Origin of the sequence: Streptomyces sp. NPDC057474 (assembly GCF_042802555.1) — a bacterium.
GTDB lineage: Bacteria > Actinomycetota > Actinomycetes > Streptomycetales > Streptomycetaceae > Streptomyces.
Genome location: NZ_JBHVDX010000089.1, coordinates 17,065 through 37,706, shown reverse-complemented (window position 1 = coordinate 37,706; position 20,642 = coordinate 17,065). Strand labels below are relative to the sequence as shown.

The following is a 20,642-nucleotide window of genomic DNA, read 5'->3' as shown; positions in this document are numbered from 1 at the left end:
GGACGGCCCGCACGTCTTCGGGCTGCCGCGGAGGTCAGGGAGCCAGGCAGCTGACGCCCGGGAGGCCCGCCGGGTCCACGAGACCGGCCGGGTCGAGGAGCGCGGCCGGGTCGGCGAGCTCCGTCACGCCGGCCGGGGTCTCGGCGACACAGGTGGCGGTGCCGACCGGGTCCGGGATCGCGTTGGCGGCCGGGGCCATGGCGCCGGCGAGGGCGAAGGTTCCGAGCAGGACGGTCGCGGTGCGACGCATGAAAAATCCCCTTATAGGTAGGGCGGTTCAACAGGATTGATCATTGCGCCTTTCCGCCTGCGAACTCGCCCCCCGTCACCCGTGCGGGGATGACGTAACGATTCGGCGCCCTGCGTCGGGTTGACCTGGGGACCAGAGAGACCCTGGGCTCAGTGGGGCGACGCGATCGTCCGGGCCGCCGCCACCTCCTGGCGCAGTGGCTCCAGCACGCTCCCGGGCGGTCCGCTGAGGTCGGAGCGGACCTCGTAGAGGACGTTCGTCTTCCGCAGTCCCCCCGCCAGCTCCCGCAGCTGCAGAGTCACTTGGCCGACCTCGGCGGTGGACGGCGGCTCCGCGCCCTGCTTGATCCGGACCCGCGCGGCCGTCGTCGCGTCGATGATCCGCTCGACCGCCACGACCAGCGGCCACCAGGCGGCGGCCCGTCGGCCGATGGGCGGCGGTTCGGTCAGGGCCCGCTGGAACTCCGTACGGATGGCGGACAGGTCCCGGTAGAGGCGGCGGCGCATCCGGGCCCGTCCGGCGGGGTCCGCCGGGCCCTCCCCGAAGGCGCGTTCGACGTACTCGGCCGTGTCGGCGACCGCGTTCGCGAGCCGGTCGCCGACCCGTGCGTGCCAGCTCTCCGGCCAGAGCAGATAGCCCGCGACGAGGGCGATCGCGCAGCCCATGAGGGAGTCGACGAGACGCGGCACCAGCAGACCGGTGCCCTGGTGGTTGAGGATGTCGGAGAGGAGCAGGATCACCGGCGTGATGGCGGCCGTCTGATAGCCGTAGCCCCGGGGGGTGAACACCGGGATGAGCGGCGCGAGCAGCAGCATCACCGGCACGTCCCACCAGCCGCGCGGCACCTCCGTGAGGATCCCGGCCGCGACCACGAGCCCCACGACCGTGCCGAGCGCCCGCAGCAGCGCCCGGGAGAAGACCGACCCGAAGTCCGGCTTCAGCACGAACGTGATGGTCAGCGCCACCCAGTACGAGCGCGGCACGGGCACGAGCGACACCAGGGCCTGCGCGATGCCGATGCACAGCGCGAGACGCAGGCCGTAGCGCCAGGAGGCGCCGGAGAGGGCGACGTTCCGCGCGACCCGGACGGCGCGCACGCCCAGCGGGGCGGGGCGGCCGGCCCGGTCGCCGGCCTTCTTCAGCGCGTCCGGTGACTTCTCGGTGGCGACGTCGGCGGCGTGCCGCAGCGCCTGGTCGACCGCCCGCCCGATCTCGCTCCCGGGCTTCGGCAGCGCCAGCCCCAGCGGCCCCGAGTACCCCGTCTCGACGGCCTCCGCGAGATGGCGTACGGCTGTCGGGATCTCGGCGGGCAGTGGCCGGCCGGACAGCCGTACCGCCGGGGCTGCCTCCACCAGCGGGGTGATCGCGTTCAACTGGGCCAGCAGCCGCACCAGTTCGGGACTGCGGCCGTGGTGCCGGGCGCGGCGGGCGAGGACGAGGTCGTAGGACTGGTTGAGGGACTGGGTGACGAAGCGCCGGGCCGCGTCGTACGCGTCTTCGTCGCCGTTCGGGGCGTCCACTGTCGTGGCCGCGAGCAGGTCCGCGACCTTGCGGTACGTGTCCGCGACGGCCGCCCGTTCCGGTACGCCCGCCCTGAGGGGCCAGGCGAGCAGGGCCTGGGCGAGGACGAGGAGGCCGCCGCCGGACATCAGCAGCGGGGCCAGCCACCACTCCCCCGGCATCGGGAGGCCCGCGCCCACCACCGAGTTGAGGAGCAGCAGCAGCCCCGACACGGAGGCCACGGCACCGATCGACGAGATCATCCCGGAGACGAGCGCGACCCCGGTGAGCGCGGCGACGGTGACCCAGCCCTGGCCGTGGACCAGCGAGCCGAGCGTGATGCCCACGGCGCTGAACAGCTGTGGGATCGCGATGTTGAGCAGCCGCATCCGGTACGCGTCCGCCGTGTCGCTGATGACGCCCGAGAGGGCGCCCATGGAAGCGAGTGCGCCGTACTCGGGCCGGCCGGCGGCGAGGCCGAGCACGAGCGGCAGCGTCAGCGCGACCGCCGCGCGCCCGACGGCCGGCCGGTTGATCGGCGCCGGCTGCGGCCGGAGGTTCCGCACCAGCCAGTCGGGCGGGGCGAGGCCGATGGGGAACGGGCGGGACATGCGCCCATTATGACCGGGGGAGAACGGGGTTTCTGGGGGGTGTTTGTGACCTTTTGGTTCACCCGCGCCGGTGAAGGGCGAGGTCCGCGGTGACGGCGTTGTGGTCGGTGCCGGACAGCTCCCGGAAGCGGACCTCGCGTGCGGAGAAGTCCTTCGAGGAGACGAGGACGTGGTCGATCTGGGCGCCGATCCGCGGGGTCGTCCGGGAGGGCCAGGTCGGCCTCCGGTCCTGCCCGGCCAGGCGCGCGGCGTCGCTGAGGCCCGTGTCGAGGATGGCGCGGAAGGTCGCGTGGTCCTGGGTGGCGTTGAAGTCCCCGGCCAGGATGGTCGGTGTCCGGGCGTCCTTCGCCGCGTACGCCCGCAGCGCGCCGAGCTCCCGCCGCCAGGTGTCCAGCTGTCCCGGCAGCGGGGGCATGGGGTGCGCCAGCTGCAGCCGTACGGGGTGGCCCTCGACGTCGGCGACCGCGCCGGGCATGCCCATCGTGCCGGGGATCGGGTCGGCGGACTTGAGGGGGTAACGGCTGAGGATGACGGAGCCGGTGGAGCCGTAGCCCTCGATGGACTGGCGGTGGGGGTAGGCAGGGGTTTCGCCGCTCAGGTCGCCGAGGGTGTCGCGGAGACGGGCCGAGCAGGTGAGTTCGCACTCCTCGACGAAGACGATGTCGGGGCGGTCGCGGCGTACGGCCTTGATGAGGGCGTCGGTGCCCCGGCCGAACTGCACGTTCGACGTCATCACCCGTACCTCGGCGAGCACCGTCCCGCCCGGCTCGCTCGCCTTGCCGTACGGCTCGATGTACCAGGCGAGCGCGCCGAGGACGACCACGCCCCAGGTCAGGCCGATCCACCAGCGGGCGACGAGCGCGAGGAGGAGGGCCAGGGCGGTGGGGGCGAGGAGCCAGGGCAGGAACGCGAGGAGCTGGGGGACCGGGGTGAAGGCGTCGATGCCGGCCGCGCGGGAGGCGACGACGACGCTGACGCCGAGGAGGAGCAGGGCGGCGAGGAAGGCCTTGCCGCGGTGCCGCTTCCGCGGGGTCGGCCCGGCTTCCGGTGCGGGTTCCGGCATCGGCTCCGGCCGCTCGATGGTCGCGCTCTCCACGGGCCGGGGCCTTTCGTTCTTGTTGCCAGGTCCTTTTAAGGACGGGTGGAGTGCAGAGAAGGTTGCGCGGTCGGGTGCGGGTGGATGGGGCTTCTCGCGCCCCGCGGCGGAGCCGCTGATCGACACAGCCCCGCGCCCCTGAAGGACACGGCCCCTGCTTTTCAGGGGCGCGGGGAACCGCGCGAGCAACCACACACCACCCGCACCCGCCGACGCGCAGGTACCCCGAGCTCTTACGCGTCCGGCGGAGTCACATCCGCGCGTGGGAATCCGGGGCCGTCGCCAGGGACCACATCACGAACACCGCGATGCCGATGCAGATGACGGACCAGACGGGGGCGTACGGCAGGAACATGAAGTACTCGATGGCGAACAGGGACGTCAGGGCGATGCCCACGGCACGGGCCCAGTCGCGGCCCTGGATGACGGCATAGCCGGTGCCCAGGACGGCGAGTCCGAGCACCAGGTGGATCCAGCCCCACGTGGTGAGGCTGAACTTGAAGACGTAGGTCCCGAGGTCCGCATACACGTCGTCCGTGGCGATCCCCGCGATGCCGTTGAGGATGCCCATGACGCCGATGACCATCATCAGGACACCGGCGAAGACCATCCCGCCGTGGGCCCACTCCGAGCGGGTCTCCCGGTGGGGCGTCGACGTCTCCTGCGACGTGTTCGAACGCGGTGCGGTGCTGTGCTGGGCCATGAGGGCCTCCTCCGACGGATGGACAGCTCACCCGCATGCTCACGCGGCGGGGGGAGCGCCGCACTCGGTGTAGGCCAAACGGGTGAACCTCGTCCCCGGGGCCGCCCTCAGTCCAGCCGTGCCAGAAAGTGCTCCAGCGCCTTGTTGAACTCCTCCGGGCGCTCCAGGTTCGGCAGGTGGGCGGCGCCGTCGATGACGTGGAGGGTGGAGTCGGGGAGGGCTGCGTGCATGGCCTCGGCGTCGGAGACGGGGGTGTACTCGTCGTCGGCGCCGACGACGACCGTGGCCGGGACGGTGACGCGGGTGAGCAGGTCACGGTAGTCGGGGCGTTCGGCGCGGCCGCGCAGGGCCGCCGCGGCGCCCTCGGGGTCGGTGGCCGTCATCATGCGGCGCACATGGGCCGCGACCCCGGCGTCCGCGTACGGCGCGACCATCTTGTACAGCACCTCGTCGGCGTACCCCGTCATGCCCTCACGCAGCAGCCGGTCGGCCATGGCGTTCCGGGCGCGCCTGCCCTCCGCCGTCTCGGCGGCCGGGAAGGTGTCGGCGAGGAGGAGGCCGCGGACGCGGTGCGGGTACTGGCGACAGCACTCCATCGCGATCTGGCCGCCCATGGAGAGGCCCCCGAGGACGAAGTCGGAGACACCGAGGTCGTCGAGGAGCGTGGCGATGTCCTCGGCGAACGTCGAGAGCGGGGTGACGCCCGGGACGACGGGGGACCGGCCGTAGCCCCGCAGATCGGGGGCGATCACACGGCGGGAGGCGGCGAACGCGGTGATCTGGGGGTGCCACATCGTGCGGTCGAAGGGGTGGCCGTGGACGAGGACGAGGGGGAGGGATGGGGATGCTTCCCCTTTGTCCTCGTATGAGAGGAAGGTGGTCATGGATTCGACCTTAGGGTCCCTCAACTCCTCGGTGCAATAAGATCTTTGCCCTCGGTGCAATGTGCTGGGACTGAAGGATGAGTGCGAAGACTGAGCGTGGGGAGACGAGGTTGTGGCCGACTACCGGCGTATCGCCGATCGCATCGCGGACGACATCGCCGCCGGGCGGCTGAAGCCCGGTGAACGGCTGCCGCCGCAGCGGGTGTTCGCGCGGCGGCGGGGGGTCGCCGGGTCGACCGCCGGGCGGGTGTACGCGGAGCTGGTGCGGCGCGGGCTGGTGGTGGGCGAGGTCGGGCGCGGGACGTTCGTACGGGCGGCGCCGGCGGTGTCGGCGGGGTGGGCGCTGGCCGAGCCGGCCGGCTCGGCGCCCGTGAACCTGGAGCTCAACTACCCATCCGCGCCCGGTCAGTCGGAGCTGCTGGCCGCCGGGATCGCTCCGCTGCTGCGGCCGGACGTGCTGACGGACGCGCTGCGCACGGCCCCCGCGACCGGTACGGCCGCCGCGCGCGAGGCCGCGGCCGGGCTGCTCGCCACGGCCGGCTGGAGCCCGGCCCCGGACCGGTTCCTCTTCGCCGGGAACGCGCGCCAGGCCATCGCCGCGGCCCTCGCCCACCTCGTACGGCCAGGGGGCCGCGTCGGTGTCGAGGCCCTCACGTATCCGCTGGTCAAGGAGATCGCCGGGCGGCTGGGGGTGACCCTGGTGCCGCTCGCGACGGATGGGGAGGGGGTGCGGCCGGAGGCCGTGGCGGCGGCGCATCGGGCGGCGCCGCTGTCGGCGGTGTATGTGCAGCCGACGTTGCACAATCCGACGTCCGTGACGATGGGGGCGGGGCGGCGGTTCGAACTCGCCGGTGTGGTGCGGGAGTTGGACCTGCCGGTGATCGAGGACCGGATCTGGTCGTTCTTGGCGGGTGGAGATGCGGGTGGAGATGCGGGTGGAGATGCGGGAGGGGGCGGCTGTGAACAGGTACCGCCGTTGGCCGCGTACGCGCCCGAGCGGGTTTTCGTCGTCGACGGGCTGTCCAAGCGGGTGGCGCCGGGGCTGACGGTCGGGTTTCTGGTGGTGCCGGTGGGGCGGGCCGAGGGAGCGGCGGACGCATTGCGTTCGGGGGGCTGGGCGGCGGGGCGGTTCGCGCTGGAGGCGGGGGTGCGGTGGATCGGGGACGGGACGGTCGGGCGGCTGGTCGAGGCGAAGCGGGCGGATGCGGCGGCACGGCAGCGGCTGGTCGCCGAGCATCTCGCGGGGTTCGCCGTACGGGGGGATCCGAGGGCGTACTACGCGTGGTGGGAGTTGCCGGAGCCCTGGCGTGCGGACACGTTTTGCGCGGCCGCGGCCGAGAGGGGGGTGGCGGTGACTCCGGGGCCGGCCTTCAGCGGTCCGGCGGCCGGTGCGGGGCGGGGGTCGGGCACGCTTGCCGGCGCTGACTGGGTGCCGCCGCGCCCACCCTCCCCCGCGTCCGACTGCGTCAGGCTCGGGCTCGCGTCGGTTCCTCTGCCGGAGTTGGCGGGGGCGTTGCGGACGCTCGGCGATGTCGCACGAGGTGGCCCGTGAGCCAGGCGGCCGCGGCCACGGTCGCGCCGAGGGCCAGCAGGCCCCAGGTCACGGTGCGGAGGGTGGCGGTGAGGGCGTCGTAGACGGCGCCGGCGGCCGCGGGGGAGACGCCCGGGGGCAGGTCGGCGAGGGTGAGGTGGCGGCCGAGGGCGACGGCGCCGCCGAGGAGCGCGCCGCCGAGAGCCGTGCCGAGGCCTGTCGCGCAGACGGCCCGGCGGCGCTGCGTCGCGACGAGAATGCCACCGGCGGCCAGCGCGAGCGCGCCGACCGGGAGCCAGAACGCGGCGATTTCGAGCACGCGATATCCCTTCCGAAGCTGAACCAGTTCTGCGGCCGACAGCACCTCGAACTCGGTGTGCGCGACCGGGATGCGATGGGCGAACGGCACGTGGTCGCGGACGAGTTGGCGCTTGACGCGTTCGCCGACGGGCGCGAGGTCGAGCGTCACCGCCCGCGCCTCACCACCGCCCGCACCCCCGTTCCCGTCGTACGCGCCCTCCTCGCGCACCGCCTTCAGCACCGCGTCGTGCGCCGCGCGGTTCGCCGTGTGCCACGCCGCGCGGAACGCCTCGGTCCGGGTGAAGGAGCGCGCCGCGTCGTGCGTGAAGTCCCGTACGGCTTGCCGCAGCGGCGGCCTCACCCGGACCTCGCGCAGGATCCCGGCGGCGACCGCGTCCGCGAGGGCCTCCCGTACGTCCGGGTCGGTGGCCAGCGGCGCCATGACCGCCTCGTACCGCGTCCGGTCCGCGATCTCGTACGTCGCCCACGCGGCCAGCGCACCCACCGGCGCGAGCAGGCAGGCGAGCACGGTCAGCACGGCCGACAGGGTGCCGCGAGCACGGTGGGACACCCCTCCAGACAAGGCCCCCGCCCACCACCACGCGAGCGCTCCCGCCCCACGTGACTGCGAATGGCCCCACAGGACAAGCCGAACGGGGAGACCGGCCGCCGCGCTGCACGGACCCGTGCCCGCGCCGGAACCCCGGCCTCCGGTACCTGGGAGCGGGAGGAGGCCTGATCAGCGCAGCCGGTGGCCCGTCGCGTCCTCGTGCGTGTAGTAGCGGTAGAAGTTCACCGCGAAGAACGCCGCCGCGACGGCGAGCGACATGGCCGCGGAGCGCAGCACGGTGTGCTGTGTCGCCTGGCTGTAGAGGAAGCCGAAGGCGCAGCCCGCGAAGGCGGCCCACAGGAGGGCGTGGAGTTCGCGGCGCAGACGGGGTGCCACGGTCTGAACGGCGATGTGGAGCGCCGCGAACACGAACGCGGTCACGAAGCCGAAGAGGACGTTCCAGCCGGTGATGGGGCCGGCGTCGCGGTTCATGGCCGCGGCCCAGTAGCCGTAGACGAGGCCGAGGACCACGGGCAGGATCCGGTTCGTGAGCGTGTGGGCGCGCTCGCTGAAGACATCGGGTGTGGCCGGCGCCGCCGACCTGCCCGGAGCCGAGGGTCCGCCCGGAGCCGAGGGCCCGCCCGGAATCACCGGCCGGCCCGGAGTGGGTGCCGCATGAGCCATGGGAGCACTCCTCTCTTCCCTCCCCCGCAACTCTCCGCCCCGACTACCAGAGCACACCTGGGCAGAGCCCCTGGCAAGTCGGGACGCGGGAGTCGTGACAGGGATGGAGCGCGGTCGGCAGCGCGGGGCTGGTCGGGATGCGGGGGGCGTAGGGGCGTGTTTCGCTGTGGGGCATGCGGATGCGGATGCCGGTGCCGCGTGTGCGTCGGGAGCCGGACCCTTTCGAGCGGCAGCACCTGCTGCGGGTCCGCGGGCGCAACATCGCCTGGCTTCCGCCGCTGGTGATGCTGCTCGCCGTACCGGTGCTCGACTGGATCACCGGCGGCGACTTCCGGGTCATCTCCTGGCTGGTGCTCGTACCGGGCGTGGCCGCCGCGGTCTGCCGGGTCTGGACGACGGCGCTGTTCGCGGCGCTCGCCATGCTCATGTACTTCCTGGGCGACAACTCCTGGCCCCACCAGTACCGCACCGGCCTCCCCGACTTCGTCCTCGTCGCCCTCGGCGGGATCCTGTCCGTGCTGGCCTGCGCGGTACGGCTGCGCGGGCAGGAGCGGATGCTGCACATGCGGGCCGTCGTCGACACCACCCGCCGTATCCTGCTGCGCCAGCTGCCGCCGGACGTCGGCGGCCTCGACCACGCGGAGATCTACCTCGCTGCCGACAGCGAGGCCCGCGTGGGCGGCGACTTCTACGACATCCAGCCCAGCCCGTACGGCACGCGCGTCGTCATCGGCGACGTCCAGGGCAAGGGGCTCGCTGCGGTGGAGGCGGCGTCCGTGCTGCTCGGCACGTTCCGCGAGGCCGCCTACTACGAGTCCGAACCGGCCACGGTGGCCGAGCGGCTGGAGACGCGCATGCTGCGGCACGTGCGGTACTGCGCGCACGTCGGCCGCGACGACGCCGAACGCTTCGCGACCGCCGTGCTGCTCGACTTCCCCGAACTGCGCAGCGAGCGGACCGACTGGGGACCGGACCTCACCGGGCTCGACGCGGTCACCGTGGACGTCGTCAACTTCGGCCACGAACCCCCGCTCCTGGTCTCCCCCGACGGCGTGCGCTCCCTGCCGCTGTGGGACGGACTCCCGCTGGGGCTCAGTGAGTTGGCGCCGCAGACGCCCAGGGCGTCCACGGTCCGGCTCGCCGCCGACGAGACGTTGCTCCTGGTCACGGACGGGGTGACGGAGGCGCGCGACGGGAGCGGTGTCTTCTTTCCCCTCCGCGAGTACCTCACCCGCGCCCTCGCCGCCGGGCCCGCCCTCGACCCCGAGTCCCTGGTCCGCCTCGTCCGCGACGGCGTCCTCGCCCACACCCGCGGCGGCCTCGACGACGACACGACGATCTTCGCGGTACGCCGGGCGTCCGAGCCGATGCGGCGGGGGCCGGGGGCAGTACATCGCACGTCGTGAGGTCGGTGTCCGGTGCCGTGAGGGTGGTGTCGGGTGTCGTGAGGACGGTGTCGGATGTCGGGAGCGCGGTGTTCGTGCCCGGCTTCGTTCGTCGTGCGGGCGACCCGAAGTGAGCGCTCCTTTCCCCGTTTGCACGCGCAGCGGTTACCGTGCTGGCTGGCGAACGTGATCGATGGGGAGGGAACGATGCCCGGAACAGTGCTGCTGCTCGCGGCCTCGCCCATGGGCAAGGGGTGCCTGGTGGACGCGGCCTCCGTGCTTCCCATACTGGCGGCCGTCACGCCCGAGGTGCTGTCCGGCACGGGTACGGCGAACGTGGTCGAGCTGGCCGATCCGCTGGAGCCGCAGGCCGTGCTCACGCGGCTGCGCGCCGCGGCCACCGCGCCCGGGCCGCTCACCGTGTACCTCGCCGGGCAGCTCCAACTCGACCGCAAGCAGCGGCTCGTGCATCTGGCGCTGGCGCGTACGACGCCGGCCACCGTGCGGTACACGGCGTTTCCCTGGCACTGGATCGTGGAGGAACTGCGGCTGCGTACGCCCGGGTCCACGACCTTGTTCGTCGATCTGCACGCCGACGCGGAGGTGTGGCGGCAGTTGGCCGGGCAGCCGCTCTCGGTGGGGCCCGGGGTGAGTGTGTACGGGCGGATCGCGCCGCCGGGGGCGGGGGTGCGGCGGGTGGTGGGCGTGCCGGGGTACATGAAGGCGCTGGCGACGATACTGCGGAGCGGGCAGCGGCCGGGGCCGGCCGTACTCCACGAGCAGGTGCTCGCACGGACGGGGGGTTACGGGGACCTGGTCCTGGCCTGGGACGCGACGACGCCCGGCACGGGTGCCCCGTACGCCGAATTCGCCCCCGCCGCCCCTACCCGTCCCATCCCGTCCCCGGGGGCTCCGCCCCCAGCCCCCCGCAGTCGCCCTCCGGGCTCGTCCTCAAACGCCGGACAGGCTGAAAACAACTGGGCAGGACCGACGGCGAACGCCTTGCCCGGGCTGGCGGCGAACGCTTTGCCCGGGCTGGCGGCGAACGCTTTGCCCGGGCTGGCGGCGAACGCTTTGCCCGGGCCGGCGGCGAACGCCTTGCCCCCGCTGCCGGTGCACGCCCCCGGGCCTGTGGCGCATGCTTCGTCCGGGCCTGTGGCGCATGCTTCGTCCGGGCCTGTGGGGAGTGCGCTGTCCGGCCCTGTGGGGAACGTGCTGCCCAGGACTATGGAGAATGCGCCGCCCAGGCCTGCGGCGGGTGGCTCGTCCGTGGCTTCTGCGGTCGCCGACCCCCATAGCGCCATCGCCGTCGCCGTCGAAGCCGGGCGGCATTCCGAGGCCGCTGATCTTGCCGCGCGGTGGGAGCAGGGGGCGTTGCGGGAGTTCGGGGACGGGTCGGAAGAGGTGTTGCACTGGCGGGAGGTGCGGGCGGATCTGGCGATGTTCGCGGGGGACCCGGCGGGGAGTTGTGCGGCCTGGATGGGGGTGGCCCAGGCGCGGCTCGCGGCGGGGCGGCCGGCGCAGGACCCGGTGGTCGAGGCGGCGGTCGACCGGGCGCACCATCAGTGGGGGCTGGTCGCGGACGCGGGGCGAGCCCGTGAACTCGGTGTCGAGCTCGTGGAGTTGCGGGGCCGGGTCCCGGGGCGGCGGGCCGGGGCCCTGGAGCACGCTCGGCAACTTCTGACCGAACTGCGGCAACAGGGCGGGGAGTTGAGGCCGGCCCAACACGTACCCGGTTAGCCGAGCCGGTCGATGAGCCGTCGTTCCGTTCGTCGTAGATCGATGAGCCGTCGATCAGGGCGAATGCCGGGCCGGCCTCGGAGGGGAGTTGTACGAGGTCACACCGCCGGTACACATGGTGGACACCGCACGTTGATCACTTAAGCGGTCGCAGCTCCGGAAGGGATTGGAGTGTGATCAGAGAATGATCAGAAACTCCCCAGCCGTTGGCAAAGTCCACCTCCTGTCACAACCCGTGGGTTGTGACGGGTGGGTCATGACGAGGCCGGGATCCGCACTCTGAACCACGCTCCCCGGTGCGACGGTTGGGACGGTTCGAGAGTGACCATGCCGCCATGGGCCGTCGCGATCGCCGTCACGATGCTGAGGCCGAGCCCGCTGCCGGCGGCCCGCGTCTCCTCACCGCGTACGAAGGGGTCGAAGAGCCGGGCGCGGAGTTCACGCGGGATTCCGGGGCCGTCGTCCAGGACCTCGATCACCCGGTAGCCGTCCTCCGTGCCGAGGCCCAGCGTGGTCGTGGTGCCCGGCGGTGTGTGGACGCGGGCGTTGGCCAGCAGGTTGGCGACCAGTTGGTGCAGCCGCAACGGGTCGCCGGTGACCGTGTGGTCGCCGGGGGCGAGCAGCAGCCGTACGGGACGGTCGGGGTGGCAGTCGCGGGCGGCGGAGACCGCGTCGCGGCACAGCTGGGCCAGGTCCACGCAGGTCAGCTGTAGAGGCTGGCCGAGGTCCAGGCGCGTCAGCAGCACGAGTTCGTCGATGAGTGTGCTCATCCGGCCGACCTCGGTGGCGATCCGGCCGAGCGCCTCCTGCCGCATGGGTTCGTACGCGGGGTCGCCGACCCGGGCGAGTTCGGCGTAACCGGAGATCGTGGTCAGCGGGTTGCGCAGCTCGTGACCTGCGGTCGCCATGAACTCGCGCAGCCGCCGCTCGGTGTCGTGCCGCTCCCTGACCTCACGGCGACCGAGGCGGCGGGCGCCGATCAGGACGGTGGCGAGGAGGGGGAGCGCGGCCGCCGTCTCGACCTGGAGGAGGCGTTCGACCGCCCGCCGGTCGTCCGCCGTCGACCTGGCCGTGACGATGTAGCCGCCCTCGTGATTCCGGCCCGCCTCCGGCGCGCGCACCACCATCGCCCGGTAACTCTCCCCGAACGCCGACGGGTTCGCCCGCGCCGCGTACGCCTTCAGACGGGTGGGCGTGAGCTCGGGGAACGCGGGGAGACCGTCCGAGCCCGGGTAACGCTCCACGACGTTGCCCTTGGTGTCGAGGACGAGGACGAGGTCGTTCCTGGAGAGGGACGGGGCCCGTAGTACGGGGATCGGGGCCGGGGCGTATGACGACGTCGATGTCTCCGGTGACCCCGGGGCCGAGCTCGCGTCCGGACCGCCGTGACCACCGAACCCGCTGGACCTCGTTATCTCCTGGTCGGTGCGGGCGGTGAGGTGGTGGGCGAGGGTGTGGGCGGAGAGGGTGGCGACCGCGCCCAGGGTGGTGAGGGTGGCGATCAGCCAGAAGCCGACGGTGCGTCGGCCCGCGTGGTCGGGACGGATCGGCTGCTCGACGGGTGGGCCGGGGCGGCCGGGGTGGGGCCGACGGCACGTGTCACTCGGCGCGAGCAGTCCGGCCGCCCTGATGTTCTCGCCCAGCCCGGTGAACCCACTCATCCGACCAGCCCGTCCACGCCGCCCAGCTTCCCGTAGCCCCCGCTGCCGTTGCCCGCCCCTCCCCCGGGAGGCTTCCGCGCTCAGTTCGCGCGCAGTTGGTAGCCCACGCCCCTGACCGTCCGTATGAGGGTCTGGCCCGGCTCGCCCAGTTTGCGGCGCAGGTAGTAGATGTACGTGTCGACGACGCCGGACCCCTCGTCGCGGTGGTTCCAGACGCGTTCCTGGATCTGGCCCCGGGAGAGGACGCGGCCGGGGTTCTCCATGAGGTAGCGCAGAAGGGCGAACTCGGTGGTCGTGAGGTCCACGGGGCGGCCGGCGGCCCAGACCTGGTGGGCGTCGGCGTCGAGCTGGACCGCGCCGGCGCGGAGGCGGTTGCGGTCGGGCGCGGGATGGCCGCCGCCGGCCCGGCGCAGCAGGGCGCGGACACGGGCGGCGACCTCCTTCAGCTCGAACGGCTTGGTGACGAAGTCGTCGCCGCCCATGTCCAGGCCGCGCACCCGGTCGTCGACACCGCCGAGCCCGGTGAGGAACAGGACGGGGACGGCGTTGCCCCGGTCGCGCAGGGTCCGGCAGACCTCGAAGCCGCCCAGGTCGGGGAGGTTGACGTCGAGGAGGATCAGATCGGGGTCGTACCGGGTGACGGCCTGCAGCGCCTGCCGCCCGGTCGCCGCGGCGGTCACCTGATAGCCGAGGAAATCCAGCGCCATGGTGAGCATGGAACGGATGCCCTCCTCGTCGTCCACGACGAGCAGCCGCCCGGCGGGCGCGGTCGGCGAGGCCGGTGCGGCCGTGGACGCCGATGTTGCTGGCGGGACGGGTATCGCTGCTGAGTGGACCGAGGGCACAGGGGCGGTCATGTCCTGTTCCTTTGCGACCGTGACCTCAGTTGAGGTCTCAAGTTTCGGCAGGTTCGTATCGTCACATGTACCCGCAGGTAAGGGAGAGCGCTTTCGAAATGATTCGGAACAAGCCGTTCCTGAAACGCGAGAGCGCGCCCGGTCGATGACCGGACGCGCTCTCGGTGGTCCCCGCCGCTCCCGACGGTTCCCGCGGATGATCAGCTGGTGAAGACGAAGTGCTTCCAGGCGCCGTGCGTCGTCGTGTTCACGTTGTCGCCGGAGTTCGTGTCGAGGTACGAGGAGCGGATCCGGAAACGGACGCCGGTGTTCGGGGTGCCGGTGAGCTCGACCGCGCCCACGCCTCCCGACTCCAGCGCGAAGTACTGCGTGCCCGTGGTCCGCCAGGCGCCGTCGTAGTACGCCTGGACCTGCACCCGGTACTCGCGGCCCGGGTAGTAGGTCATCGAGGTCGTGAACAGCGGGTCCACGGACTTACGGAAGTAGGAGTACGTGTGGTTCCAGGCGTACTTGGTCTTGTAGTGGCGGCTCGGCGTCGTCGACACCCTCACCTTGGTGTAGACGCGGCTCTCCGCCGTCTTCGGCGCGTAGCGCGAGTCGCCCGCGAACTTGGCGGTGAGCTTGGTGTCACGGGTCAGGTCGAGGGTGACGGACAGGTTGCCCTCGGAGTTGACCGAGCCGGACTTCACCAGTTTGTTCGGCTTGTCGGAGCCGTAGGGGTCGGCCCAGATCTCGACCTTGCGGTTCTTGTAGGTCGTGCCGAGGTGCGCCGTGAACGACACGTCCGCGCTGTACGCGTACACGTTGCCGTTCTTGTTGAGCGTCAGCGTGGGCGTGGCGCGCGAGACCGCGACGGTGTCGGAGCCGGAGCTCGCCGCGTGGTCGGCGTCGCCCGTGTAGGAGACCGTGTACTTGACGGCACCGCCGGAGGGCGGGGTGTCCTTGAAGGAGTACGAGCCGTCGGCCGTCACCGTCACGGGGGCGAGTGTCCGGCCGGCCGGGGACTCCATGTCGGTGCGGGTCACCGTGACGGTGGCCCCGTCCGGGAACGCCAGGTTCGAGGTCACCTGGCCGGTGACCGTCAGCTCCTTGGCGCGGGTGGCCGTGGCGGGCGCGTCCACGGTGACGGCCGTCTCCACCCTGGTGGGGTCGGTGACCACGCGCAACGAGAAACCGCCGTCGCTGTCGGTGGTGATCACGAACAGCCGGGACTCATCGGGCGTCCAGGCCAGGCCACCGGGCACGACCCGGCCGTTGCCGAAGCCGCTGTTGTCGCGGAAGACGTGCGTGCGGATGGGCGTGGTCGTGCCCGGTTCGTAGAGGTAGACGACCGGCTCGTCCCAGTTGTCGACGCCTGCCGCGACCGTCCCGTCGGGTGCGATCTCGACGGCCGTCGGGTAGTGGGTGCTCGGGTAGACGCCGTCCCGGGTCAGGTCCGACGTCCCGAAAACCTGGTGGTTGTACGGGTGTCCGCTGGCCGTGACGACCTGGGAGCCGTCGGGGGTGAGCGCGAGGTCCTGCAGGTTGCTGCCGGCGTGGTCGTCGGTGTCGGGGCCGCTCGCCGTCTTGGCGGCGGTGCCTGAGGACACGTCGTAGACCGCCAGGGAGAACGGGCTGAGGTCCTTGATGCCCGCCACCAGTGTGTCCGGTGCGCCCGATGTGGTCGCCAGGACGGGGGCCGCGTACCAGGTGCGGTTCGGCTCCTGGTTCAGCACGACGACAGGGTTGGCGCCGGACACGTCCAGCGAGCCGATGTTGCCCTGGGTCGCGGCGCCGTAGCCGAACCACAGCTTGCCGCCCGCCCACGCCGGGTACTGCGGGTCGGTGCCCTCGCCCGTCGGGTACCGCTTCGTCTCGGTCACGGTCGTCGTGTCGACCGCCACGATCGCGTCGGCGCCCGGCACCGCCGCGTACAGCGTGCCCGAGTCGGCCGACAGCTCCAGGCCCTTGGCGCCGGGCAGGGAGGGCACGGTGCCGACGACCGTGCCCGCGTAGTCGGTCGCGACGACCTTGCCACTGGTCGGGTCGGAGACGAAGACCCGCTGGTGGACGCCGTCCACGACGATGTCGCCGGACGACAGCACCGGCAGGGTCGTGGTGGTGTAGGCCGCGGCGGGCGTGGCTGTCCCGACCGTGAGCGCGGCCGAGCTGAAGAGGACGGCCAGCGCGGTGACGGCCGGAAGAGTGCGTACGTGTCTGCGCACGGTGTTTCGAACCCCCGGAAGGAAAACGAAGGGACAGCGATACGGGCGCCGTCGCATACGGCCACCGGCGCGGGATCGAGGACGTGGCTGATCCGTGGACCGGATGGGGGGACCGTGTGGGGCGCGTGTGGCGCGTAAGCGAAGACTAGATCAAGCCACTGACAGGACCTTCACAGGGGGCGCTGAGAACGCGATGTCAGCAGCATGACGGGTCACCTGTCCGTGGTGAACCGGAGCGGCTCCGCGCCCGGCCGCTTGCTGTCCCCGAGCGCCCAGGCGTCCTCGCCGATCCGGGCGAGGGTCACGCAGGATTCCCCGTCGGGGTGGGTGTTGCCGCCGCAGGCCTTCACGAACGACGCCCCGTCGATGCCGAGCCCGTACAGGTCACTTCCGTCCAGCATCACTGCACCTTTCTGCGCAACTACTCGCGGCCATGGCTGACCGCGCTGCCGCCCATGCCGGGCGGGAGTTCATGGGGGGATTTACGGGAAGGGGGGCGAGGGTGGATTGTCCGGAATCACGAGCCGAACACCCCGGCCCATTCCGAAAGTTGTCTCCGCCCCTCCTGTCCAAACAGGGCATACGATTCGTAAACGGCGAATTCGTCGAGGTAGGCGGACACGTCGCGGGGGTCCCGAAACAGCATGGCCCCGCTGCGCGTCTCCGCTGTCGCCAACCGGGTGTCGTAGACGGTGAAGGTGTTCAGCGGGGCTCGTGGCATATGGCCCGCCAAGGGGATCACCCCCAGCCGGACGTTGGGCAGCAGGCTGATGGACATCAGTCGGTCAACCTGCATGGCCATGGCTGGTGGGGGAAGGATGGGCCACCTGACGGCCTGTTCCGTGAGGATGAACGTGAAGAGTTTTGCGGTGTCAGGCAGCCTCGCTTGGCGTTCCAGTTTCTTCGCGATCGCCTTGCTGTGATCGCCGGGGATGTGCGCAAGACTGGCTCGCACGTAATCAGGCGTCGCGAGCAGACCAGTCACCATCGACGGCAGGAAATAGCGGAACTCTCTGGAGGCCCGCTCCAACTCGGCCAGCTCGTCCTGCTTCTTCTCCAGACCCCAGCGACGCCGTGACCACACGTCCTGCCATTCCGTATCGGCCGTACGCGAGACATGGGGCGGGGTCATCCGCTCGACATGCTCGGCCTTCACCATCCCCATGTGCACGAACGGCGTTCCGGAATGGGTCACCATCGGCCGCAGATTCCGCTGCACGCGCTCCGGCAGGCCGAGAGCGGCCAGTGCTTCACGAAGGGCCCGGGTGGCGTCGTCCGCCCGGCTGCGGCTGTCGCGCCACGTCCGCATGTCCATCAGTGGGCGTCCTCGTGGTGCCGGCGCAGCCTCACGTTACGGTCGGACACGGTGCTGAAGTCACCCTTGGACCGTGCGTTCTCCCTGGAGACCACGATGGACAGACAAGCGGGGCAACCCGGCTTGGCGGAGGGCTCGGCCGGTAGCTCGGTCAGGCTGTAATCCTGAGGTTTCTGTGTCACCACGCGGGTCCTCCCTGCATGGTCCGCTCTCGATGCAATGACCGTAGGGCGCCCTGTAGTTGAGGAGCCACGTTCTTCCACGGGATCGCACATGGCGTCGCTCCTCAGCAGCGTTGGCTTCGCTCCGGGGCTGTTACCTCGCCCGGGCTCTTGTCGTGCCTGCTGACGCTAGAAGCATGGCAGGTGCCCCTTCCAGTGATGTTCACGAATGTTCAAAGCAATTGACTGAGCCAGGTCATGGCCAACTTTGCCCCCTTGATCGGATGCCTTCCACATCCCAGAATTGTGTACATCAGTGCACACCAAGCGTGCCGGAGGCAGCAATGACGCTACGGTTCATCGGCATCGACCCGAATACCGGAACGGGCGAGAGCCCCACGGTCTGGGTCGACGAGAGCAACAACGATCTGGTCATTCAGGGATGGCAGCCGACACCCGAACTCGAAGCCGAGTGCGCTGCGTTCGAAGCACCAGGGCACGCGGCAGGCATCCCCGATCACGAGGCGATTGTCCGTATCCCGGCCCGAATGGCGCCGATCCTGAGGAAGGCCTGCGATGCCGCAGAACGTACCCAGCTTCGATGAACTGCTGAACAGCGCTCAGCACTCGGCCGTCCACCTGGAGATGCGCGACGCCTACGGAGTCGCCAATGAAGCCGACGACTTCGCCCGCTGGAAGAGCACTGGAGAACGGGACAACGACCCTGGATCGCCGTACTGGGCGCCGTGGGCGACACTTGTCCGGAGCACGGTGGCGCGCGGCGTGGTTGTGCGCCGGGCCCGCATCGTGTCCGAGCCGGTCAGTGACTACATTCGGTTCGAACACGCGGGCACCGTCGTTAACGTTGAGGCGGGTGAGCGTGTGCGGTGGCTGCCGCGTCGGCGCGCCTCCGACATCGCGTTGCCTGGCAACGACTTCTGGCTGATCGACGACCGGCTCATCCGGTGGAACCATTTCACCGGCGACGGCGCCTCCGGCGGCGGGGAGATCAGCGAGGATCCAGCCGCAGCGAGTCTGTGCGCAGACGCCTTCGAAGCGGTGTGGGCACGCGCGACGCCGCACGAGGACTACAAGATCAGCTAGTACGGAAGGTACACGGTCAGCTCATGCCCATCTCCCCGTCCTCCTCGGCCCAGGCCGCGCGCGAACGGGTCGCACAGCGTCTGCGAGAGCTGCGTGCCGACGCCGGCATCACCGGGACTGAGCTGGCCGTGCGCTGCGGCTGGACACATCCGAAGACATCCCGAATCGAGAACGCGCGTACACCTCCCACGCCGGACGACATCCGCCGCTGGTGCCGGGCCTGCGACGCCGAGGACCAAGCCGCGGACATCATCACTCAGGCGCGCAACGCGGAATCCCTGTACGTCGAATGGCGGCGCAAGGTTCGTGCAGGCCTGAAGCGACTCCAAGACAGCTATGTGGAGCTCTATCAGTCCACAGAGCTGTTCCGGATCTACTCCCCCACGCTGGTGCCCGGTCTGCTTCAGACCGAGGGCTATGCGCGTGCGTTGTTGTCCGCCAACGCTCGGCTGCTCGATATCCCCGACGATGGCGAGGAGGCTGCTGCAGCCCGCCTCGAACGTTCGCAGGTCATCCACCAGCCGGGCCACCGGTTTGTCATGCTGGTCGAAGAGAGCGTCCTCTCCTACCAGTTGGGCGATGAGGACGCGATGGCCGCACAACTCGGCTACCTGCTCACCGCCGGCGCCCTCCCACAGGTGTCGTTGGGCATCATCCCCAGCGCGACGCGTCAGCGCGTGGTGTGGCCACAGGAGTTGTTCCACGTCTACGACGACACGCTCGTGTCCGTTGAGTTGTTGTCAGCCCAGATCAGGATCACCCAGCCTGACGAGATCGCCCTCTATCTGAAGGCATTCGAGCAACTGCGCAGCATGGCTGTGTACGGGGCGGAAGCACGCACTCTGATCCTGAAAGCCATCGAGACCCTGCGCTGACTCGGACATGACGTCAGCTGTGGTGCGGATTCTCCTTGAGAGTGTGGAGTAGGGCGCCGAAGGCGGAGGAGGTGGCGCTGAGTACGGCTTGGGTGGGGTCGGCGCTTTCGGTGAGGTGGATCGTCTCGGGGCCGGCGGATATGTGAACGCAGGCTTCGCCTTCTTGGCAGTAGGACGACTTCTGCCAGTGGAGGGTGGACATGCGGGCTCCTTCACAGGTCTTGGGCGATGGAGTGGATCAGGTCGCGGGACTTCGGGGGATCGAGGGCGATGGATTCAACCAGGTTGAGGAGAAGTCGGTACTTCTCCAAGTGAGCCTCGGCGTCCAGCAATAGGGGACCGTGGAACTGGTCGAGTTGCACGGTGTCGAGCTGCGGCACCGGGCCGTACAGGTAGTTGATGGACTGGCCCGATCCGGGGAACGCGCCGACGTCGTACGGGAGCACCCGGATGGTGATGTGGTTCCGTTCGCCGATGTCGAGCAGGTGCTGGAGCTGAGCCCTTGCCACCGATCGGCCGCCGACGCGCATGCGCAGCGCGGCTTCGTGGATGACGGTGCTGTATGGGTGGGGGCTCGCCCGGTAGATGACGTCCTGCCGTTTGACGCGATGCGAGACGCGGTGCTCCACCTCGGGCGGGGTGGGGGACGGGATCACGTGGCGGAAGATCTCCCTGGCGTGGTCCGGTGTTTGGAGCATGCCAGGGACGTGCACGGTGAAGGCGGTGCGCAGGGCGGTCGCGTGGTGTTCCAGCTCGGCGAGGGTGAGGAACCCAGAGGGGAGCACGTCGCGGTACGCATCCCACCAGCAGCCGCGCGGCTTTTCGGCGGCCATCTCGACCAGTGCGTCGACGTAGGACTGGTCCGTGCAGGAGTAGACGCCCGCCATCGCGCGGATTCGATCGGGACTCACTCCGAACCTCGCCGACTCTACATTGCTGAGTTGACCTGAACTGGTGCCGAGCAGTTTCGCGGCCTCGGTCGACGTCAAGCCCGCTCGTTCGCGCAGTTTGCGCAGCTCAGTGGCGAGCCGGAGGCGTCGGGCCGTTGGGGCGGGTCTGGGTGTCATGCCGCCCCTTCCGGCGCGCGGGATACGGGGATTGTCACCCACACGGGGGAGAGCCGGCTGAGATTCTTCAGAATCCCGCAAAGCAGCTTTGCGGGAGGCTTATCGTCTTCTTCAGGCGCCCCGCCCAGAAGTGCCCCGCTCGACGGAGCGGCGACGGCCACTGG

21 protein-coding genes are annotated in these 20,642 nt (G+C 70.9%); 6 read left to right on the top strand and 15 right to left on the bottom strand.

The features are described from left to right. Positions 1–34: 34 nt before the first annotated feature. From ACFU53_RS24320 to ACFU53_RS24300, 5 genes are all read right to left on the bottom strand, one after another. Positions 35–250, bottom strand: a complete 216-nt coding sequence (locus ACFU53_RS24320; RefSeq protein WP_383996090.1) for a hypothetical protein — start codon at positions 248–250, stop codon at positions 35–37. A gap of 149 nt (positions 251–399) precedes the next feature. After that, positions 400–2,361, bottom strand: a complete 1,962-nt coding sequence (locus ACFU53_RS24315; RefSeq protein ID WP_383996087.1) for an FUSC family protein — start codon at positions 2,359–2,361, stop codon at positions 400–402. Between the two features lie 58 nt (positions 2,362–2,419). Then, positions 2,420–3,457, bottom strand: coding sequence for an endonuclease/exonuclease/phosphatase family protein (locus ACFU53_RS24310; protein WP_383996084.1), 1,038 nt, complete (start codon positions 3,455–3,457; stop codon positions 2,420–2,422). Positions 3,458–3,707: 250 nt separating this feature from the next. Next, the gene (locus ACFU53_RS24305) at positions 3,708–4,160 is read right to left on the bottom strand and encodes a hypothetical protein (protein ID WP_383996082.1); all 453 of its coding nucleotides are present in this window, start codon (positions 4,158–4,160) and stop codon (positions 3,708–3,710) included. A gap of 107 nt (positions 4,161–4,267) precedes the next feature. Then, positions 4,268–5,044 (bottom strand): alpha/beta fold hydrolase, encoded by a 777-nt coding sequence (locus ACFU53_RS24300; protein ID WP_383996079.1) that lies wholly within the window; start codon positions 5,042–5,044, stop codon positions 4,268–4,270. 112 nt (positions 5,045–5,156) lie between these two features. Between ACFU53_RS24300 and ACFU53_RS24295 the strand changes: the two genes are divergently transcribed. Next, a complete protein-coding gene (locus ACFU53_RS24295) occupies positions 5,157–6,596 on the top strand; it encodes a PLP-dependent aminotransferase family protein (protein WP_383996076.1) in 1,440 nt (479 codons plus the stop codon). Here ACFU53_RS24295 and ACFU53_RS24290 read toward each other — a convergent pair. Together ACFU53_RS24290 and ACFU53_RS24285 are read right to left on the bottom strand one after the other, a co-directional pair. Beyond that, positions 6,511–7,446: a hypothetical protein gene (locus tag ACFU53_RS24290; RefSeq protein ID WP_383996075.1), complete on the bottom strand. Its 936-nt coding sequence runs from the start codon at positions 7,444–7,446 to the stop codon at positions 6,511–6,513. The genes ACFU53_RS24295 and ACFU53_RS24290 overlap by 86 nt on opposite strands. A gap of 168 nt (positions 7,447–7,614) precedes the next feature. Further along, a complete protein-coding gene (locus ACFU53_RS24285) occupies positions 7,615–8,109 on the bottom strand; it encodes a hypothetical protein (RefSeq protein ID WP_383996073.1) in 495 nt (164 codons plus the stop codon). 173 nt (positions 8,110–8,282) lie between these two features. On the opposite strand from ACFU53_RS24285, the gene ACFU53_RS24280 reads away from it, so the two are divergent. Together ACFU53_RS24280 and ACFU53_RS24275 are read left to right on the top strand one after the other, a co-directional pair. Continuing rightward, entirely contained in the window at positions 8,283–9,515 is a 1,233-nt protein-coding gene (locus ACFU53_RS24280; RefSeq protein ID WP_383996071.1) for a PP2C family protein-serine/threonine phosphatase, read from the top strand. 186 nt (positions 9,516–9,701) lie between these two features. Then, complete coding sequence (locus tag ACFU53_RS24275) at positions 9,702–11,234, top strand: hypothetical protein (protein WP_383996068.1); 1,533 nt, start codon at positions 9,702–9,704, stop codon at positions 11,232–11,234. Positions 11,235–11,488: 254 nt separating this feature from the next. On the opposite strand, the gene ACFU53_RS24270 is transcribed toward ACFU53_RS24275, so the two are convergent. From ACFU53_RS24270 to ACFU53_RS24245, 6 genes are all read right to left on the bottom strand, one after another. Next, complete coding sequence (locus tag ACFU53_RS24270; RefSeq protein ID WP_383996065.1) at positions 11,489–12,895, bottom strand: sensor histidine kinase; 1,407 nt, start codon at positions 12,893–12,895, stop codon at positions 11,489–11,491. A gap of 80 nt (positions 12,896–12,975) precedes the next feature. Further along, on the bottom strand, positions 12,976–13,752 hold the full coding sequence (locus ACFU53_RS24265; RefSeq protein WP_383996062.1) for a response regulator transcription factor: 777 nt from the start codon (positions 13,750–13,752) through the stop codon (positions 12,976–12,978). Between the two features lie 200 nt (positions 13,753–13,952). Next, positions 13,953–15,956, bottom strand: a complete 2,004-nt coding sequence (locus ACFU53_RS24260) for an Ig-like domain repeat protein (RefSeq protein WP_383996059.1) — start codon at positions 15,954–15,956, stop codon at positions 13,953–13,955. Positions 15,957–16,168: 212 nt separating this feature from the next. Then, on the bottom strand, positions 16,169–16,357 hold the full coding sequence (locus ACFU53_RS24255; RefSeq protein WP_383996056.1) for a DUF397 domain-containing protein: 189 nt from the start codon (positions 16,355–16,357) through the stop codon (positions 16,169–16,171). A 116-nt stretch (positions 16,358–16,473) separates the two neighbouring features. After that, a complete protein-coding gene (locus tag ACFU53_RS24250) occupies positions 16,474–17,121 on the bottom strand; it encodes a DUF5753 domain-containing protein (RefSeq protein ID WP_383996095.1) in 648 nt (215 codons plus the stop codon). 149 nt (positions 17,122–17,270) lie between these two features. Next, positions 17,271–17,453: a hypothetical protein gene (locus ACFU53_RS24245; RefSeq protein ID WP_383996053.1), complete on the bottom strand. Its 183-nt coding sequence runs from the start codon at positions 17,451–17,453 to the stop codon at positions 17,271–17,273. A 323-nt stretch (positions 17,454–17,776) separates the two neighbouring features. Between ACFU53_RS24245 and ACFU53_RS24240 the strand changes: the two genes are divergently transcribed. The 3 genes from ACFU53_RS24240 to ACFU53_RS24230 are packed head-to-tail and all read left to right on the top strand — an operon-like array spanning position 17,777 to position 19,411. Further along, positions 17,777–18,037, top strand: coding sequence for a hypothetical protein (locus tag ACFU53_RS24240; protein WP_383996050.1), 261 nt, complete (start codon positions 17,777–17,779; stop codon positions 18,035–18,037). Beyond that, positions 18,009–18,536 carry a DUF6879 family protein gene (locus tag ACFU53_RS24235; RefSeq protein WP_383996047.1) on the top strand — a complete coding sequence of 176 codons (528 nt, stop codon included), beginning with the start codon at positions 18,009–18,011 and terminating at the stop codon, positions 18,534–18,536. The genes ACFU53_RS24240 and ACFU53_RS24235 overlap by 29 nt, the downstream gene beginning before the upstream one ends. A 23-nt stretch (positions 18,537–18,559) precedes the next feature. After that, on the top strand, positions 18,560–19,411 hold the full coding sequence (locus ACFU53_RS24230) for a helix-turn-helix domain-containing protein (protein ID WP_383996044.1): 852 nt from the start codon (positions 18,560–18,562) through the stop codon (positions 19,409–19,411). A 13-nt stretch (positions 19,412–19,424) separates the two neighbouring features. Here ACFU53_RS24230 and ACFU53_RS24225 read toward each other — a convergent pair whose 3' ends face one another. Continuing rightward, positions 19,425–19,613 (bottom strand): DUF397 domain-containing protein, encoded by a 189-nt coding sequence (locus tag ACFU53_RS24225; protein ID WP_383996041.1) that lies wholly within the window; start codon positions 19,611–19,613, stop codon positions 19,425–19,427. A 10-nt stretch (positions 19,614–19,623) separates the two neighbouring features. Beyond that, positions 19,624–20,478: a helix-turn-helix domain-containing protein gene (locus tag ACFU53_RS24220; RefSeq protein ID WP_383996038.1), complete on the bottom strand. Its 855-nt coding sequence runs from the start codon at positions 20,476–20,478 to the stop codon at positions 19,624–19,626. Between the last annotated feature and the right edge of the window lie 164 nt (positions 20,479–20,642).

Coding starts and splice junctions, on each gene's coding strand:
- ACFU53_RS24320 (WP_383996090.1), bottom strand. CDS start 250: ATGCGTCGCACCGCGACCGTCCTGCTCGGAACCTTCGCCCTCGCCGGC.
- ACFU53_RS24315 (WP_383996087.1), bottom strand. CDS start 2,361: ATGTCCCGCCCGTTCCCCATCGGCCTCGCCCCGCCCGACTGGCTGGTG.
- ACFU53_RS24305 (WP_383996082.1), bottom strand. CDS start 4,160: ATGGCCCAGCACAGCACCGCACCGCGTTCGAACACGTCGCAGGAGACG.
- ACFU53_RS24300 (WP_383996079.1), bottom strand. CDS start 5,044: ATGACCACCTTCCTCTCATACGAGGACAAAGGGGAAGCATCCCCATCC.
- ACFU53_RS24285 (WP_383996073.1), bottom strand. CDS start 8,109: ATGGCTCATGCGGCACCCACTCCGGGCCGGCCGGTGATTCCGGGCGGG.
- ACFU53_RS24280 (WP_383996071.1), top strand. CDS start 8,283: ATGCGGATGCGGATGCCGGTGCCGCGTGTGCGTCGGGAGCCGGACCCT.
- ACFU53_RS24275 (WP_383996068.1), top strand. CDS start 9,702: ATGCCCGGAACAGTGCTGCTGCTCGCGGCCTCGCCCATGGGCAAGGGG.
- ACFU53_RS24270 (WP_383996065.1), bottom strand. CDS start 12,895: ATGAGTGGGTTCACCGGGCTGGGCGAGAACATCAGGGCGGCCGGACTG.
- ACFU53_RS24265 (WP_383996062.1), bottom strand. CDS start 13,752: ATGACCGCCCCTGTGCCCTCGGTCCACTCAGCAGCGATACCCGTCCCG.
- ACFU53_RS24255 (WP_383996056.1), bottom strand. CDS start 16,357: ATGCTGGACGGAAGTGACCTGTACGGGCTCGGCATCGACGGGGCGTCG.
- ACFU53_RS24250 (WP_383996095.1), bottom strand. CDS start 17,121: ATGGGGATGGTGAAGGCCGAGCATGTCGAGCGGATGACCCCGCCCCAT.
- ACFU53_RS24240 (WP_383996050.1), top strand. CDS start 17,777: ATGACGCTACGGTTCATCGGCATCGACCCGAATACCGGAACGGGCGAG.
- ACFU53_RS24235 (WP_383996047.1), top strand. CDS start 18,009: ATGCCGCAGAACGTACCCAGCTTCGATGAACTGCTGAACAGCGCTCAG.
- ACFU53_RS24230 (WP_383996044.1), top strand. CDS start 18,560: ATGCCCATCTCCCCGTCCTCCTCGGCCCAGGCCGCGCGCGAACGGGTC.
- ACFU53_RS24225 (WP_383996041.1), bottom strand. CDS start 19,613: ATGTCCACCCTCCACTGGCAGAAGTCGTCCTACTGCCAAGAAGGCGAA.
- ACFU53_RS24220 (WP_383996038.1), bottom strand. CDS start 20,478: ATGACACCCAGACCCGCCCCAACGGCCCGACGCCTCCGGCTCGCCACT.